This window comes from Geodermatophilus arenarius, assembly GCF_042654585.1.
In the GTDB taxonomy this organism is placed as follows: domain Bacteria; phylum Actinomycetota; class Actinomycetes; order Mycobacteriales; family Geodermatophilaceae; genus Geodermatophilus; species Geodermatophilus arenarius.
In genome coordinates, this window is sequence record NZ_JBHSGR010000028.1 from 16,555 (window position 1) to 32,821 (window position 16,267).

The window sequence follows — 16,267 nt, forward strand, 5'->3', positions numbered from 1 at the left end:
GTGCCGGAACGGCCCTCCCGCACGGGCCCGCGCCGAGCGGAGCGGGGCGTGGGGGTCCTCCTAGAAGGGGGCTCGGAGGACCAGCTCGACGTTGCGGTCGGCGGGCGTGCCGGCCAGCGGCGAGCCCAGGCCCGCGTACGGCACGTTGGCGGCCAGCTCCCGGTGCAGCGCCGCCAGCGCGGCGGGGTCCCCGGCGGCCGGGTCGTCGGCGGCCGGCGGCCGGGCGGGGCTGTCGTGGTCGACCATCGTGCAGACCAGCGAGAGGGTGCCGTCGCCGTTGTCGAGCAGCTCGACCAGCCGGGCCTGCCCGGGCCAGTCGACGACGGCGCACGTGGTCACCTCCCACAGCCCGCGCCCGGGCTCGTGCGGGTGCGCCCACGGCCGCACCTCGCTGACGTGCGTGTGCCCGTTGAGCCACAGCACGACGTTCGGGTACCGGTGCAGCAGCGCGAGCAGCTCGGGCGCGCCCAGCGCGGTGTCGCCCGTGGCCGGCTGCCCGCCGAGGGCGTCGGCGCGGGTGAGCGTGCCCGACCCGTGGTGCGAGAGCAGGACCACCAGCCGGTCGGCGTTGCCGGTGGCCACCCGCCCGCCGTCGGGACCGGGCGCCGACGACGACACCTCGCGCAGCCGCTCCTCCAGCCACCGCGCCTGCGCCGCGTCGACCGAGCCCGCGGCGCCGCCGGTGACCCGGGTGGTGTCCAGGCAGACGACGCGCACGCCGGGCAGCCCGTCCCAGGCGTAGTAGGCGGTGCCGTCGCGCAGGTTCTCCTCGGTGAACCCGTGGCCGGTCGGCGCCCCGCCGTCGGAGAGGTGCGCGGCGACGAAGGACCGGCGGTCGATGAAGCGGCGGTCGGCCACCGGCGTCACCGGGCGGGAGGTGGCGGTGGTGAAGACCTCGGAGCGGTGCGTGAACAGGTGCAGCGCGTCGTCCAGCGGCAGGGCGGGGTCGACGTCGACCGGCTTGCGCCCGGCGCCGAGGACGGCGGCCAGCGCGGGCGTGGGGACGCCGACGCCCTGGATGAGCGCTTCGTGGTTGCCGTGGCAGCCCAGCCACGGCAGCCGCAGCCCCTCGGCGGCGAAGGCGGCGAACGCCGCCTCCAGCAGCCCGGGGCGGGCGGGGAAGCCGAACCGCTCGTGGTGGACGCCGCCGTCGTCGTCGGGCCGCCAGAACAGGTCGTGCGGCCACCCGGAGGCCTGCACGCCGTCGTAGGCGGTCAGCCCGGCGCCGGGTGAGACCACTCCCCCGCGGAGGACGGCCAGGTACAGCTCCAGCTCGTTCCACTGCGCGTTGTCGATGGCGTCGCCGGTGGTGACCACCACCTGCAGCGGCTGCCCGGTCCGCGGCGCGCCGGCCAGGCCGTTGAGGGTGCGCACCAGCGCGTCGACGGCGTGCGCGGTCAGCGCCTCCTGCGGCCGGTGCATGGGCACGAGGGCGCGCATCCGCGGGTCGGCCTCGAAGCGGTGGAAGAACTCGAAGCGGGCCGGCGAGCAGACGTCGGCCAGCTGCAGGTCGGTGACGTGGGCGAGGCAGGCGACCGCCCGCACGCCCCGGCGCGGCGGCTCCCACGACGGCCCCACCAGCTCGCGGCGCACCCGGTGCGGCTCCCCGGCCGCCCAGGCGAGCGCCCGGTAGTCGCCGTCCCGGCCGGCGTGCAGCACGGGGCCGGCGGCAAGGACGCGGTCGAGGGTGGTGCGGCTCATCCCGTCAGACGGCGTCGAGCGCGGTGGTGAGGTCGGCGACGACGTCATCGGTGTCCTCGATGCCGCAGGAGAAGCGCAGGAAGCCCGCCGGGACCGCGTCCCCGCCCCACTGCGCCCGCCGGTCGACGGTGCTGTGCACGCCCCCGAAGCTGGTCGCCGCCGTCCACAGCCGGCTCGCGGCGAGGAAGCGCGACACCGCGGCCTCGTCGGCGAGCTCGGCCGAGACGACGCCGACCGGCCGCAGCATCTGCCGGGTGGCGAGCTCGTGCGAGGGGTCCGAGGCCAGCCAGGGCCACCGGACGCCGGTCACCGCCGGGTGGCCGGCGAGGACCTCGGCCACCGCCGCGGCGGTCTCCGCCTGGCGGGCCAGCCGCAGGTCCAGCGTGCTCATCGACCGGTGCCCGAGCCACGCGTCGAACGCGCCGGGCGTGCTGCCGGTGTGGTCACGCCAGCCCTTGAGCCGGTCGAACACCTCGCCGGAGGTGGTGCTCACGTGGCCGAGCAGCAGGTCGCTGTGCCCGGTGAGCGCCTTGGTGTCGGCGCCCACGGTGAGGTCGGCGCCGAGCGCCAGCGGCCGCTGGCCGAGCGGGGTGGCGGTGGTGTTGTCGACGGCGAGCAGCGCGCCGGCCGCCCGCGTCGCGCGGGCCACCGCGGCGACGTCGCAGACGTCGAGGTGCGGGTTGCTCGGCGTCTCGAGGAGGACCATCCGGGCGCCGTCGAGGTCCCCGCGGGCGGCGACGTCGCCGATCCCGGTGGTGGGCACGTACTCCACCCGGACGCCGAGCCGCTCAAGCTCGTCGCGGGCGAGCAGCCGGGTCGCGTAGTAGCCGTCGGCGGGCAGCACGAGGCGGTCGCCGGCCGACACCAGCGCGGTCACCGCGGCGGTGACCGCGGCCATCCCGGTGGAGAACGCGAGGCACCGGCCGCCGTCGAGCTCGCCGACGGCGTCCTCGAAGGCGCGGAACGTGGGGTGCTCGGTGCGGGCGTAGGCGTCGGCGCCGTCGGCGCGCGGCGGGCGGTCGCCGAGGTGGAAGGGGGCGGCGAACACCGGCGAGGGACGCAGCGGGGTGCCCGGCACCGGCGGGGCGTCGCCCGCCCGGACCGAGCGGGTGCCGTCGCCCCACCCGGCAGGGAGCGTCGTCACTCCGGCTCGGCCCGGGGGTGCGTCGTCACTCCGGCTTCGCTTCCCGACTCATGATCTCCTTCACCATCTGCGCGGCCGGCACGCCCTCGTGGCAGACCCGCACGACCGCCTCGGTCACCGGCACGTCCACGCCGTGCGCGCGGGCCAGGTCCAGCACCGGGCGGCAGCTCTTGACCCCCTCGGCGGTCTGCCGGGTGGTGGCCTGCACCTCCTCCAGCGACAGGCCCCGCCCCAGCTTCTCCCCGAACGTGCGGTTGCGCGACAGCGGCGAGCTGCAGGTGGCCACGAGGTCGCCCAGCCCCGCCAGCCCGGCGAAGGTCGAGGGCTCCGCGCCCAGGGCCACGCCCAGGCGGGTGGTCTCGGCCAGGCCGCGGGTGATCAGGGAGGCCCGGGTGTTGTCGCCGAAGCCCATCCCCTCGGCGATGCCGCACGCCAGCGCGATGACGTTCTTCACCGCGCCCCCGAGCTCGCAGCCGACGAGGTCGGAGTTGGTGTACGGCCGGAAGTAGACGGTGTGACAGGCGGCCTGCAGCGCCGCGGCGCGGTCGGCGTCGGTGCAGGCGATGACGGTGGCGGCCGGCTGCTCCTCGGCGATCTCCCGCGCCAGGTTCGGCCCCGACAGCGCCGCCACCCGGTCCGGGCCGGCGCCGGTGACCTCGCAGATGACCTCGCTCATCCGCTTGGTCGTGCCGAGCTCGACGCCCTTCATCAGCGACAGCAGCGTCGCGTCCGCAGGGAGCAGCGGCGTCCACTCGAGCAGGTTGGCGCGCAGCGACTGCGAGGGGACGGCGAGCACCACGACGTCGGCGCCGTCGAGGGCCTCGGCGGCGTCGGGGGTCGCCGTCAGCGCGCGGGGCAGCGGCACGCCGGGCAGGTACTCGGCGTTCTCCCCCGTCTCCGCGATCGCCCGGGCCAGCTCCGGCCGGCGGGCGTGCAGGGACACCGTGCAGCCGGCGTCGGCGAGCACCTTGGCGAAGGTGGTGCCCCAGGAGCCGGCGCCCAGGACGGCGGCGCGGGTGCCCCGCCCGAGGCGGTCCAGCTCGCTCACGCAGCGCTCCCCGGGAGGTCGCCGGGCAGCGACCGCCCCGGCCGGGGGGCGAACGAGGCGGGGGCCGGCTCACCCCGGAGACCGGACAGCAGGTCGCGCACCCGGCCCATGATGAGGTCGGTGGTCTCCCGGAGCAGGTCCGGGGTCAGCGGGCGGCCGGCGCGGACCTCCGCCCGCAGCGCGGACAGGTCGACCGGCTCCCCGACGGCGTAGTCGGCGGGCGCCCGGAGGCGCAGGTGCAGCTCCTTCGTGTGGTAGTCGTGCACCCGGTGCGGGCCCCACTGGGCCACCGGCAGCACCACCGCGTCGGTGGTCAGCGCCAGGCGCGCGACGCCGGTGCGCGCCTGCATCGGCCACCAGTCGGGGTCGCGGGTCACCGAGCCCTCGGGGTAGATCACGACGACGTTGCCCGCCTCCAGGTCGGCCGCCGCGGCGGCCAGGGAGCCGAGGGCGTCGGCGGAGCCGCGCGCCACGGGGATCTGCCCGGCGTGCCGGAGGATCTTCCCGACCACGCCCTTGAACACCGCCTGCTTGGCCAGGAAGTGCGGTACGCGCCCGTTGTCGTAGACCAGCCGCGCGCAGGCCAGCGGGTCGAGCACCGACACGTGGTTGGCCACCAGCAGCACCGGGCCGGTGCGCGGCAGCCGGTCGCCGTCCCGGTAGCGCAGCCGGAACAGCAGCGAGGTGAGCGGGTAGATCAGCAGGACCGCCAGCTTCAGCGACCACGGCAGCCGGCCGCGCTCGTGCAGCGCGCGCCGCTGTACCGCAGTGGTCCGGGAGGACTGCTCCTCGGTCACCGGCACCCCTCCGCTCGGTCGTGACGACCGGCACATGATCGACCCTCCGGCCGGTCCGGGTGCGCACCGGGGTCCTCCGGCGTCCGCGGCGGGCCGTGGCGGTGTGCTCACATGGTGCCCGTGCGGTGGTCCCTGGTCGTCCCGGCGAAGCGGCTGTCCGCGGCCAAGACCCGCCTGGTGCCGCTGACCGGCGGCGGTCCCGGGCTGCACGCGGACCTCGTGCTGGCGCTGCTGGCCGACACCGTCGCCGCGGCCCGCGCCTGCCCCGCGGTGGCCGACGTCGTCGTCGTGACCGACGAGGACCTCGCAGCCGCCACCGTCCGGGCGCTCGGCGCGCGCACGGTGCCCGACGAGCCCGACCGCGGGCTCAACCCGGCGCTCGCCCACGGGGCCCGGGCCAGCGGCGGGCACGCCGTCGCCGCCCTGTCGTCGGACCTGCCGGCGCTGCGGCCGGCGGAGCTGGCCGCCGCCCTGGCCGCGGCCGAGGCGGCGCCGCGCTGCTTCGTCGCCGACGCCGCGGGCACCGGCACCACCCTGCTCACGGCGGCCGGTGTGCCCCTGGACCCGCGGTTCGGCCGGGACTCCGCCGCCGCGCACGCCGCCGCCGGTGCGGTGCCGCTGGACGGCGACTGGCCGGGCCTGCGCCGCGACGTCGACACGCCCGCCGACCTGGCCGCGGCCGCGGGCCTCGGCGTCGGGACGGCGACGGCGGCGCTGCTGCCGCGGCTCCCGCACCCGGCCGCCTGACGGGGACCGCGCACGGGCGGCGGCCGTCCCCGTGCGTGGGGCACGATGAGCGCCGTGGCAGCCGAGACGACGTCGCCGATCACCGGTCCCGAGACGCCCGCCCCCGCGGATCAACCCCCGCTGCCCGCGGACCGCTTCCTCAACCGGGAGCTGTCCTGGCTGGACTTCAACGCGCGGGTGCTCGAGCTGGCCGAGGACGCGTCCATGCCGCTGCTCGAGCGGGTCAAGTTCCTGGCGATCTTCGCGGGCAACCTCGACGAGTTCTACATGGTGCGCATCGCCGGGCTGAAGCGGCGGCTGAGCACCGGGCTGACCGTGCGCTCCCCCGACGGGCTGACCATCCGCGAGCAGCTGGCCCGGGTCACCGAGCGCACCCAGGAGCTGGTGCACCGGCACGCCGAGTGCTTCGAGCGGGACGTCACGCCGCGGCTGGAGGCCGAGGGCATCCGGATCGTGCACTGGGACGACCTCGCCGAGACCGAGACGCGGCGGCTGCGCGAGTACTTCCGCGACCAGGTGTTCCCGGTGCTCACCCCGCTGGCCGTCGACCCGGCGCACCCGTTCCCCTACATCAGCGGCCTGTCGCTCAACCTCGCCGTCGTGGTGCGCGACCCGGAGACCGGCGCGCCGCGGTTCGCCCGGCTCAAGGTGCCCAACAACGTGCCGCGGTTCGTGCCGGTGGGGCCGGTCGACTCCCAGGCGACGTTCCTGCCCCTCGAGGACCTCATCGCCGCGCACCTGTCGCTGCTGTTCCCCGGCCTCGACGTGATCGACCACCACCTGTTCCGGGTCACCCGCAACGCCGACCTCGAGGTGGAGGAGGACCGCGACGAGGACCTGCTGCAGGCCCTCGAGCGGGAGCTCGCCCGCCGCCGGTTCGGCCCCGCGGTCCGGCTCGAGGTCACCGAGACGATGGACCCGCAGATCCTCGACGTCCTCGTCTCCGAGCTCGAGGTCAGCCCGCAGGACGTCGTCACCGTGCCCGGGCTGCTGGACCTGGCCTCGCTGTGGGCGCTGTACGACATCGACCGCCCCGAGCTCAAGGACGAGCCGTTCGTGCCGGCCACCCACCCGCGGCTGTCCGAGGGCGAGACGCCCAAGAGCGTGTTCGCCACGCTGCGCGAGGGCGACGTGCTGGTCCACCACCCGTACCACTCGTTCGCCACGAGCGTGCAGCGCTTCATCGAGCAGGCCGCCGAGGACCCGCACGTGCTGGCGATCAAGCAGACGCTGTACCGGACCTCCGGGGACTCCCCGATCGTCAACGCGCTGATCACCGCCGCGGAGCTCGGCAAGCAGGTGGTCGTCCTCGTCGAGATCAAGGCACGCTTCGACGAGGAGGCCAACATCACCTGGGCCCGGTCGCTGGAACGGGCCGGCTGCCACGTCGTCTACGGCCTGGTGGGCCTGAAGACGCACTGCAAGACGGCGCTGGTGGTGCGCCGCGAGAACGGCGTCATCCGCCGCTACGTGCACATCGGCACCGGCAACTACAACCCGAAGACGGCGCGGCAGTACGAGGACCTCGGCATCCTCACCGCCGACCCGCGGGTGGGCGCCGACCTCACCGACCTGTTCAACGTGCTCACCGGCTACTCGCGGCAGACCACCTACCGGCAGCTGATGGTGGCGCCGCACGGGGTCCGCGCCGGGCTGGTGGAGAAGATCCGCCGGGAGGCGCGGCACGCCGCCGAGGGCCGTTCGGCGGGCATCCGGTTCAAGGTGAACTCGCTGGTCGACGAGCGGGTCATCGACGCCCTCTACGAGGCCTCCCGCGCCGGGGTCCCGGTCGAGCTGTTCATCCGCGGCATCTGCGCGCTGCGCCCGGGTGTGCCCGGGCTGAGCGAGACGATCCGGGTGCGCTCGATCGTCGGCCGCTTCCTCGAGCACTCGCGGGTCATGGCGTTCGACAACGCGGGCGAGCCGGAGTGGTGGCTCGGCAGCGCCGACCTCATGCACCGCAACCTCGACCGCCGGGTCGAGGTGCTGCTGCGCGTGTGCGACGACACCGCCCAGCGGGAGCTGCAGGCGGTGTTCGACGCCGCCATGGCCCCCGGTGTGCGCTGCTGGGAGCTCGGCTCCGAGGGCCAGTGGACCCGCACCGGGACCCGGGACTACCAGGCCGCCCTCATGCACCGGGTGATCGAGCATGCCGGCTGAGCGGACGGCGGTCGTCGCGGCCGCGGGCGGGGTGGTGTGGCGGCCGGCCGCCGACAGCGGGGTCGAGACCGTCCTCGTGCACCGGCCGCGGTACGACGACTGGTCGCTGCCCAAGGGCAAGCTCGACGCCGGGGAGAACGCCCTCTCCGCCGCGGTGCGGGAGGTCGTCGAGGAGACCGGACTGCAGGTGGCGCTCGGCCGCCGCAGCCTGCGCACCCGCTACGAGGTCGCCGCCGGGCCCAAGCACGTGGACTACTGGCTCATGCGGGCGGTCGGCACCGAGCAGCCGTTCGAGCCCAACGACGAGGTCGACGAGCTGCGCTGGCTGCCGCTGGACGACGCCGCCGCGCTGGTCACCCACGAGCACGACCGGCGGGTGCTGGCCGACCTCGCCCGCGACGACGTCCCGCGGGGGCCGTCGCTGCTGCTGGTGCGCCACGCCAAGGCCGGCAGCCGCAGCGACTGGGACGGCCCCGACGACGAGCGGCCGCTGGAGTCCAAGGGGTGGCGGCAGGCGCGGCAGCTGGCCGACGTCCTGCCGGCGTTCAGGCCGGTCGAGCTGCTCAGCGCCGCCCGCGTGCGCTGCCGGCAGACCCTGGAGCCGCTGGCCGAGCGGACCGGCCTGCCCGTGCGCGACCTGCCGGAGCTCGGCGAGGAGGAGTTCACCGCCGACCCGCAGGCCGGCCTGGCCGTCGTCGAGCGGCTGCTGGAGCCGCGGGAGGGCGCCGGGGTCACGGTGGTGTGCAGCCAGGGCGGGGCGATCCCGTCGGTGCTGATGAGCCTCGGCGTCCGCTGGGAGGGCGTCGCCGGGCGGCTGCACCCGCCGGCGGCCAAGGGCAGCGTGTGGGCGCTGGGCGGCCGGCCCGGAGCGCTGCTGGCCGACTACTACCGCGACCTCGGCCCGGACCCCGACGCCCCCGAGTAGGGGGCGCCGGGGCCGACGAAGGACCACCCCTCCCCCCACGCCCCGCGAGCTCGGCGCGGGCCCCTGGAGGGTGGCCGTTCCCTCACGTCACCTGGCGGGGAGCGCCCTCGGCAGCCAGGACGGGCGCTGCGCCTCGTAGGCCTCGATGTCGGCCAGGTGCCGCTCGGTGAGACCGACGTCGTCGAGCCCCTCCAGCAGCCGCCAGCGGATGTAGTCGTCGACCTCGAACGGCACCGTCGTGTCGCCGTAGGTGACCGTCTTCGCCTGCAGGTCGACCGTCACCGGCAGCGCCGGGTCCGCCTCGACCGCCTGCCACAGCGCCTCGACGTCGGCCTGCGGCAGGACGACGGTGAGCAGGCCGGACTTGGTCGAGTTGTTCCGGAAGATGTCGGCGAACCGCGAGCTGATCACGACGCGGAAGCCACCGTCGAGCAGCGCCCAGCAGGCGTGCTCGCGCGACGATCCGGTGCCGAAGTCGGGGCCGGCGACCAGGATCGAGGCGTCGGCGTGGTGCGGCTGGTTGAGCACGAAGTCCGGCTCGTTGGTGCGCCAGGCGACGAACAGGCCGTCCTCGAACCCGGTGCGGGTGATCCGCTTCAGGTACTCGGCCGGGATGATCTGGTCGGTGTCGACGGCGCTGCGCCGCAGCGGGGCCGCGGTGCCGGTGTGCGTGGTGAACGGCTGCATCTCAGACTCCTGCTGGGGTGGCGGGGCGGGTGGTCACACCGTCGCGGGGACGTCGGCCAGGTCGGCGGGGGCGGTCAGCCGGCCGGTGAGCGCGGTGGCGGCGGCCACGGACGGCGACACGAGGTGCGTGCGCCCGCCCTTGCCCTGCCGGCCCTGGAAGTTGCGGTTGCTGGTCGACGCCGACCGCTCCCCCGGCTTGAGCTGGTCGGGGTTCATGCCCAGGCACATCGAGCACCCGGCGCCGCGCCACTCGGCGCCGGCCTCGGTGAACACCCGGTCCAGGCCCTCGGCTTCGGCCTGCTGCTTGACCCCGATCGAGCCGGGGACGACGAGCATCCGGGTGCTGGCGTCGATCCGCTTCCCGCGCAGCAGCTCGGCGGCGGTGCGCAGGTCCTCGATCCGGCCGTTGGTGCAGGAGCCGAGGAAGACCGTGTCCACCTCGATCTCGCGCAGCGGCGTGCCGGGGGTGAGGCCCATGTAGGCCAGCGCCTGCTCGGCGGCGCGGCGCTCGTTGTCGTCGGCGAAGTCGGCCGGGTCGGGCACCCGCCCGGTCAGCGGCAGGCCCTGGCCGGGGTTGGTGCCCCAGGTGACGAACGGCGAGAGCTCCGCGGCGTCGAGGACGACCTCGGTGTCGAAGACCGCGCCCTCGTCGGTGTGCAGCGTCCGCCAGTGCGCGACGGCGGCGTCCCAGTCGGCGCCCTGCGGGGCGTGCGGGCGGCCCTGCAGGTAGGCGAACGTCGTCTCGTCGGGGGCGATCATCCCGGCGCGGGCGCCGGCCTCGATCGACATGTTGCAGATCGTCATCCGGGCCTCCATCGACAGCGCCTCGATGGCGCTGCCGCGGTACTCGATGACGTGGCCCGCGGCGCCGTTGGTGCCGATCCGCGCGATGACAGCGAGGATGACGTCCTTGCTCGACACGCCCTCGGGCAGCTCGCCGTTCACCGTGACGGCCATCTGCTTCGGGCGGTACTGCGGCAGCGTCTGGGTGGCCAGCACGTGCTCGACCTCGCTGGTGCCGATGCCGAACGCCAGCGCGCCGAACGCGCCGTGCGTGGACGTGTGGCTGTCGCCGCAGACGATCGTCATCCCCGGCTGGGTCAGCCCGAGCTGCGGGCCGATGACGTGCACGATGCCCTGGTCGCGGTCGCCCATCGGGGCCAGCCGGATGCCGAACTCCGCGGCGTTCCTCCGCAGCGCCTCGACCTGCGCCCGGCTGACCGGGTCGGCGATCGGCGCGAGGACGTCGAGCGTCGGGACGTTGTGGTCCTCGGTGGCCATGGTGAGCTCGGGGTGCCGCACGCGGCGGCCGGCGGCCCGGAGGCCGTCGAACGCCTGCGGGCTGGTGACCTCGTGCACGAGGTGCAGGTCGATGTAGAGCAGGTCCGGCTCGCCCGCGGCACTGCGCACGACGTGGGCGTCGTAGACCTTCTCCGCCAGGGTCTTCGGCACGGGGTCCCTCCCGATCGGGCCATCCCACGGTGGCGTCTCACTGTGTGGGATGGGAGTATCGCTGTGTGGGACAGCCTAACCCCGTCGCCGTTCTGGACAAAGCAGTGGCCATCCTCCGCGCCGTCGCGCAGGAGCCGGCGTCGCTCGCCGACCTCGTGACGCGCACCGACCTGCCGCGGGCGACCGCCCACCGGCTGGCCGTCGCGCTCGAGGGTCACCGGCTGCTGCGGCGCACGCCGGCGGGCACCTGGGCGCCCGGTCCCGCCCTGGCGGAGCTCAGCCACGGCAGCGCCGACCTCGCCCGGGTCGCCGGTCGGCACCTCGCGGCGCTGCGCGACGCCAGCGGCGAGAGCGCGCAGTTCTACGTGCGCGAGGGCGGATCGCGGGTGTGCGTCGCCGCCGCCGAGCGGGCGCACGGGCTGCGCGACACGGTGCCGGTGGGCGCGCGGCTGCCCATGACGGCGGGGTCCGCGGCGCACGCGCTGCTGGCCTTCGCGCCGCCGGAGGAGGTCACGCCGCTGCTGCCGCAGGCGAGCTTCACCGCCCGCACGCTGCTCGACGTCCGCCGGCGCGGGTGGGCGCACAGCGTGGCCGAGCGCGAGGCCGGCGTCGCCTCGCTGTCGGCACCGGTGCGCGACCCGGCGGGCGCCGTGCTCGGCGCGGTGTCGATCTCCGGCCCGGTCGAGCGGCTGGGCCGCCGGCCGAGCCCCGAGGTGGTCGGCGCGGTCCTGGAGACGGCGGCGGCGATCGCCCGCGCCGCCTCCTAGGAGGGTTCTCCCCGGCGCCCGCGGGGCGGAGACTCCTCGCATGACCGCCACGGAGCCCCGGCAGCGCGGGCGGGCCCGGATCGCCGGGCCGGGCGAGGGCATCGGCCTGGACGAGCTGGCGCTGGCCACCCGCAACCACGGCCTGCCGCTCGAGGCGCTGCGCTACGACGTCACGCCGCCGGGCCTGCACTACGTGCTCACCCACTACGACATCCCCGCCGTCGACCCCGCCACCTGGCGGCTGGAGGTCACCGGCGCGGTCGAGCGGCCGCTGCGGCTGGACCTCGACGACCTGCGCCGGCGGCCGGCGGTCACCTCGCGGGTGCTGCTCGAGTGCGCCGGCAACGGCCGGGCCCGGCTCGAACCGCGCCCGGTCAGCCAGCCGTGGCTGCTCGAGGCCGTCGGCAACGCCGAGTGGACCGGCACACCGCTGGCGCCACTGCTCGAGGAGGCCGGCGTCTCCCCCGCCGCGGTCGACGTCGCCTTCACCGGCGCCGACCACGGGGTCGAGCGCGGCGTCGAGCAGGACTACGCCCGCGGCCTGCCGCTGGCCGAGGCGCTGCGGCCCGACGTGCTGCTGGTGTGGGCGGTGAACGGCGCTCCGCTGCCGCCGCAGCACGGGGCGCCGCTGCGGCTGCTGGTGCCCGGCTGGTACGGCATGGCGCACGTGAAGTGGCTGACCCGGGTCGAGGTGCTCGAGCACCCCTTCCGCGGGTTCCAGAACGCGACGGCCTACCGGCTGAAGACCGAGGCGCACGAGGCCGGCGTGCCGGTCACCCGGATCGCCCCGCGGGCGCTGGTGGCCCCACCCGGCTTCCCCGACTTCATGACCCGCGAGCGGTTCGTGCGGCCCGGCCCGGTGACGCTCACCGGCCGGGCGTGGTCCGGCCGCGCCCCGCTGACCGGCGTCGAGGTGAGCACCGACGGCGGGGTCACCTGGACCCCGGCCGACCTCGCGCCGGCCGACCCGGCGCACCCGCACGCGTGGCGGGCGTGGACCTGCGCCTGGGACGCGGAGCCCGGCGGGTACGAGCTGGTCGTGCGCGCCACCGACGCCGAGGGCCCGCAGCCGGTCGAGCAGCCCTGGAACCGCCAGGGCATGGCCAACAACCTCGTGCAGCGGGTGCCGGTCACCGTCCTCGACGACTGAGCCGGCGGGCCGCCGGCGGCCGGGATACGCACCGTCGCGTATTCCGCGCGGCTCGGCGCGGGCGGAACGTCGTGGTCCCCGGTCACCCACCGCCGGGTCGGCACATCCCAGGGACGGCCCCGTGCCGCACCCGGAGGGGCCTCCCGATGACCACCGCCACGCACGGCCCGGCCGCCGCCTGGGCCGCCGCCCACCGCTCCCTGCTCGTCCTGTTCGCGATCGTGGCCACGCTCGCCGTCGCCGCGGCCGTCACCCTGACGGTGCTGCTGGCCACCGACGACGCGGTCCCGGTCGCGCCGTCGCCGGCGCCGGCGCCGGTCGACGAGGCCTGCGTCCTGCCCGGCGCGATGACGGTCGCCCTCGCCAAGCCGTTCTGCTGACGGCCCGCGACCGGGCCGGCGCGGACCGGGTCAGCCGCCCCACCGCACCACCGGCTGACCCGGTCCCGGCCCGTACGGCAGGCACCGCGCGGCCGCCTCGGCGACGGTGTGCGTGCCGCACTTCTCCCGGATGTGCTCGGTGTGCTTGCGCACGGTGCCGACCGCGATGCGCAGTGCCGCGGCGATCTCCTCGGCGTACAGGCCCGCGCCGGCCAGGCCGAGCACCTCCCACTCGCGCGCGGTCAGCCGCGGCACGTCCGCCCGGCGGTGCTCGGCGTCCAGCCACAGCTCCAGCAGGTGCGGCCGGGCCAGCTCCAGCAGCCGCCGGTCCCGCTCGCCGAACGGGGTGCCGCCGGAGCGGAGGAACAGCAGCACGGGGGCCTGCCCGAGCGGCGCGCGCAGCGGCACCACGAGCTCGCCGGGCACGTCGGTGGTCACCTCGGGGTGCAGCGGACCGGTGCCGTCGCCCGGGTGGAGGTCGGCGGCGGACAGCACGCGGCGGAGGACGCGCTGGGACTGCGGCCCGACCAGCGGGGAGCGCAGCCGGCCGGAGGGGCCGGTCAGCGCGTCCTCGCCGGCGCGCTCGACGCCGCGCGTCCCGTCGGCCAGCACGCCCTGGACGACGACGGTCCGGAGGTCCCGGTGGTCGACCAGCCGGGCGGTCAGGTCGAGGTCGGCGGGGACCAGGCGCAGCAGCCCCTCGAGCAGCTCCCAGGGCAGCACCGGCCCGGGGTCGAGGGACCGCGCCGCCCGGAGCAGGGCGAGCAGCTCCTCGGCGTCCCCAGCGCGCAGGTGCCCCGTGGCCATGTCGGACCCCCCGTCGGCCGTGCCGGTCACGCTAGGCCGCCCGGCGGCGCCCACGGGATACGCACTCTGACGTATTCCGCCCGCCACGGCGGAGGCGCAGCGTCGTCCTCCCCGGGTGTGCCGAGCCCGGGTCCGCGCCTCAGGGGCGGCACGGCCGCACCCGGAGAGGGGCTCCTGATGACCGTGCCCGTCCACCACCCGGCCGGCGCGTGGGCCGCCACGCACCGCATGCTCATCGCCGTCATCGCCGTCGTCACGGCGGCCGTCGTCACCGTCGGCATCGTCCTGCTCGTGCAGCTGACCGGCGACGAGCCCGTCACCGGGACGACGCCCCCGGCCGCCCCCGCCGTCGAGGACTCCGGCGGGGTCCCGCCCTCCGTGGAGACGTGCACCAACCTGAACGGCCTGCAGTCCGTGGCCGCCGCGCTGCTCTGCTGAGCGGCGCCCGGGCCCGCCGTCCCTGGGGACGGCGGGCCCGGAGGTCAGTGCCCGGGGACCGTGCGTCCGCTGCCGTCGTCCTCGGGGTCCTGCCGGTCCGGCGGGGCCTCGACGACGATCGGGCGCAGCCGCGACCACAGCGCGAACGCGGCCGCGAACACGAGCATGGCGAGGCCGGCCCACAGGTTGGCGTTCACGTCGCCGGTCTTGTCCTGCTCGGCCGGCGAGTTGCCGAACAGGCCCATGAGGACCAGCACGACGCCGTAGAAGCCGATCAGCGCCGCGATGACGTTGCGGACGTCGAAGGCGCCGGCCGCGTGCTTGGTCCCGGTGGGGCCGGAGGTGCTGCTGCTCATGACCGTGCTCCTGACGTCAGCGGAAGATCACGTTGAGGACGACGACCATGACCAGCGCGATGCCGGCCAGCTTGGTCGGTGACTGGTACCAGGGCAGCCGGTGCGCGTCGGGGTCGGTCCGCTGCTCCTTCGGCGTCTCGGAGTAGACCAGCCCGGCGAGCTGGGCCACCGGCTTGGGCGCGGTGACCTGGCTGACCACGACGCTGACCACGATGTCGACGACGAAGGCGGCGCTCGCGGCGACGAAGCTCGCGCCCTGGCCGCCGATCGGCAGGACGCCCAGCGACGCCGTCCCGAACGCGTCCTCGCTGAGGAACGCGACGGCGACCGCGGCCAGCGTCCCGGACACGAGGCCCGCCCAGCCCGCGGTCGGCGTCATCCGCTTCCAGAACATGCCGAGGATGAAGGTGGCGAACAGCGGGGCGTTGAAGAAGCCGAACAGCGTCTGCAGGTAGTCCATCAGGTTCGTGTAGCCCGACGCGATGATCGCCGTCCCGATGGCGGCCACGGTCGCGCCGACGGTCGCCCACCGGCCGACGGCGAGGTAGTAGCCGTCGGGCCGGTCCTTCTTCACGTACTGCTGCCACAGGTCGTAGCTGAAGACGGTGTTGAAGGCGGAGATGTTGGCCGCCATGCCGGCCATGAACGCGGCCAGCAGGCCGGCGAGCGCGACGCCGAGCAGGCCGTTGGGCAGGGTGTCGCGGATGAGCAGCAGGATCGAGTTGTTGTAGTCGAAGTCCGTGGCCGACGCCGCCCGGGCCTCGACCACCTCCGGGACCAGGACCGTGGCGATGATGCCCGGGACCACGACGATGAACGGGACGAACATCTTCGGGAAGGCGCCGATGATCGGCGTGCTCCGGGCCGCCGACATGGACTTGGTCGCCATCGCCCGCTGGACCTCGACGAAGTTCGTCGTCCAGTAGCCGAAGGACAGCACGAAGCCGAGACCGAACACGATGCCGATCACCGACAGGACGGGACTGCCGATCCCGGACAGCTCCGTGGCCGGCCACGAGGTGAGCTCCTCGCCGCGGCCCGAGTCGGTGACCCGGTCGATCAGCCCGCCCACGCCGCCGACCCGGTGCAGGCCGATGAGCGTCAGGGGCAGCAGCGCGGCCACGATGACGAAGAACTGCAGGACCTCGTTGTAGATGGCCGCCGACAGCCCGCCGAGGGTGATGTAGCTGAGCACCACGGCCGCCGCGACGATCAGCGACAGCCACAGCGGCCAGCCCAGCAACGCCTCGACGATGGTGGCCAGCAGGTAGAGGTTGATGCCGGCGATGAGGATCTGCGCGACGGCGAAGCTCAGCGCGTTGACCAGGTGGGCGCCGGTGCCGAACCGGCGGCGCATGAACTCCGGGACGCTGCGGACCTTCGACCCGTAGTAGAAGGGCATCATCACCACGCCCAGGAACAGCATGGCCGGGACCGCGCCGATCCAGAAGTAGTGCATGGTGCTCATGCCGAACTGCGCGCCGTTGGCCGACATGCCGACGATCTCGACGGCGCCGAGGTTGGCCGAGATGAACGCCAGGCCGGTGACCCAGGCGGGCAGCGAGCGGCCCGACAGGAAGAAGTCCAGGCTATCGGACACCCGCCGGCGGGCGGCGGCACCGATGAGCAGCACCACGGCGAAGTAGGCGGCCACCAGCAGGTAGTCGACGAACCCCGCGTCCAGTCTCAGATCGTCCACTCGGGCCTC

The 16,267-nt window shown here is 75.4% G+C and carries 16 protein-coding genes; 7 read left to right on the plus strand and 9 right to left on the minus strand.

Annotated features, from left to right (window positions below; genetic code table 11):
* Nucleotides 1-60: 60 nt before the first annotated feature.
* From ACFO3M_RS20370 to ACFO3M_RS20385, 4 genes are read right to left on the minus strand one after another with little or no spacing between them, the layout of a single operon-like run.
* A complete protein-coding gene (locus ACFO3M_RS20370) occupies nt 61-1,701 on the minus strand; it encodes a TIGR03767 family metallophosphoesterase (RefSeq protein WP_387993262.1) in 1,641 nt (546 codons plus the stop codon).
* A gap of 4 nt (nt 1,702-1,705) precedes the next feature.
* The gene (locus ACFO3M_RS20375; protein WP_387993265.1) at nt 1,706-2,845 is read right to left on the minus strand and encodes a cystathionine gamma-lyase; all 1,140 of its coding nucleotides are present in this window, start codon (nt 2,843-2,845) and stop codon (nt 1,706-1,708) included.
* A 25-nt stretch (nt 2,846-2,870) separates the two neighbouring features.
* Nucleotides 2,871-3,893, minus strand: a complete 1,023-nt coding sequence (locus ACFO3M_RS20380; RefSeq protein ID WP_387993268.1) for an NAD(P)H-dependent glycerol-3-phosphate dehydrogenase — start codon at nt 3,891-3,893, stop codon at nt 2,871-2,873.
* Entirely contained in the window at nt 3,890-4,690 is an 801-nt protein-coding gene (locus tag ACFO3M_RS20385) for a lysophospholipid acyltransferase family protein (RefSeq protein ID WP_387993271.1), read from the minus strand. Before ACFO3M_RS20385 ends, ACFO3M_RS20380 begins: the two co-directional genes overlap by 4 nt.
* Before the next feature lie 111 nt (nt 4,691-4,801).
* On the opposite strand from ACFO3M_RS20385, the gene cofC reads away from it, so the two are divergent.
* From cofC to ACFO3M_RS20400, 3 genes are read left to right on the plus strand one after another with little or no spacing between them, the layout of a single operon-like run.
* The gene (gene cofC / locus ACFO3M_RS20390) at nt 4,802-5,437 is read left to right on the plus strand and encodes a 2-phospho-L-lactate guanylyltransferase (RefSeq protein ID WP_387993274.1); all 636 of its coding nucleotides are present in this window, start codon (nt 4,802-4,804) and stop codon (nt 5,435-5,437) included.
* A gap of 54 nt (nt 5,438-5,491) precedes the next feature.
* Nucleotides 5,492-7,597 carry an RNA degradosome polyphosphate kinase gene (locus ACFO3M_RS20395; protein ID WP_387993277.1) on the plus strand — a complete coding sequence of 702 codons (2,106 nt, stop codon included), beginning with the start codon at nt 5,492-5,494 and terminating at the stop codon, nt 7,595-7,597.
* On the plus strand, nt 7,587-8,522 hold the full coding sequence (locus ACFO3M_RS20400; RefSeq protein ID WP_387993280.1) for an NUDIX hydrolase: 936 nt from the start codon (nt 7,587-7,589) through the stop codon (nt 8,520-8,522). Before ACFO3M_RS20395 ends, ACFO3M_RS20400 begins: the two co-directional genes overlap by 11 nt.
* Nucleotides 8,523-8,609: 87 nt before the next feature.
* On the opposite strand, the gene leuD is transcribed toward ACFO3M_RS20400, so the two are convergent.
* Both leuD and leuC read right to left on the minus strand, forming a co-directional pair.
* Nucleotides 8,610-9,209, minus strand: coding sequence for a 3-isopropylmalate dehydratase small subunit (gene leuD / locus ACFO3M_RS20405; protein WP_387993283.1), 600 nt, complete (start codon nt 9,207-9,209; stop codon nt 8,610-8,612).
* A gap of 33 nt (nt 9,210-9,242) precedes the next feature.
* Entirely contained in the window at nt 9,243-10,661 is a 1,419-nt protein-coding gene (gene leuC / locus ACFO3M_RS20410; RefSeq protein WP_387993285.1) for a 3-isopropylmalate dehydratase large subunit, read from the minus strand.
* 65 nt (nt 10,662-10,726) lie between these two features.
* Here leuC and ACFO3M_RS20415 point away from each other — a divergent pair, with 65 nt between their 5' ends.
* The 3 genes from ACFO3M_RS20415 to ACFO3M_RS20425 all read left to right on the plus strand — a co-directional run bounded on the left by ACFO3M_RS20415 (nt 10,727) and on the right by ACFO3M_RS20425 (nt 12,958).
* Entirely contained in the window at nt 10,727-11,428 is a 702-nt protein-coding gene (locus ACFO3M_RS20415) for an IclR family transcriptional regulator (protein ID WP_387993287.1), read from the plus strand.
* 40 nt (nt 11,429-11,468) lie between these two features.
* The gene (locus ACFO3M_RS20420) at nt 11,469-12,578 is read left to right on the plus strand and encodes a sulfite oxidase (protein WP_387993290.1); all 1,110 of its coding nucleotides are present in this window, start codon (nt 11,469-11,471) and stop codon (nt 12,576-12,578) included.
* 146 nt (nt 12,579-12,724) lie between these two features.
* Nucleotides 12,725-12,958 carry a hypothetical protein gene (locus ACFO3M_RS20425; protein WP_387993293.1) on the plus strand — a complete coding sequence of 78 codons (234 nt, stop codon included), beginning with the start codon at nt 12,725-12,727 and terminating at the stop codon, nt 12,956-12,958.
* Nucleotides 12,959-12,988: 30 nt separating this feature from the next.
* Here ACFO3M_RS20425 and ACFO3M_RS20430 read toward each other — a convergent pair whose 3' ends face one another.
* Nucleotides 12,989-13,765, minus strand: a complete 777-nt coding sequence (locus ACFO3M_RS20430) for a helix-turn-helix domain-containing protein (protein ID WP_387993296.1) — start codon at nt 13,763-13,765, stop codon at nt 12,989-12,991.
* 177 nt (nt 13,766-13,942) lie between these two features.
* On the opposite strand from ACFO3M_RS20430, the gene ACFO3M_RS20435 reads away from it, so the two are divergent.
* Nucleotides 13,943-14,203 carry a hypothetical protein gene (locus tag ACFO3M_RS20435; protein WP_387993299.1) on the plus strand — a complete coding sequence of 87 codons (261 nt, stop codon included), beginning with the start codon at nt 13,943-13,945 and terminating at the stop codon, nt 14,201-14,203.
* Nucleotides 14,204-14,247: 44 nt separating this feature from the next.
* On the opposite strand, the gene ACFO3M_RS20440 is transcribed toward ACFO3M_RS20435, so the two are convergent.
* Nucleotides 14,248-14,559: a hypothetical protein gene (locus ACFO3M_RS20440; protein WP_387993302.1), complete on the minus strand. Its 312-nt coding sequence runs from the start codon at nt 14,557-14,559 to the stop codon at nt 14,248-14,250.
* 16 nt (nt 14,560-14,575) lie between these two features.
* Nucleotides 14,576-16,258, minus strand: coding sequence for a sodium:solute symporter family protein (locus ACFO3M_RS20445; RefSeq protein WP_387993305.1), 1,683 nt, complete (start codon nt 16,256-16,258; stop codon nt 14,576-14,578).
* Nucleotides 16,259-16,267 lie beyond the last annotated feature (9 nt).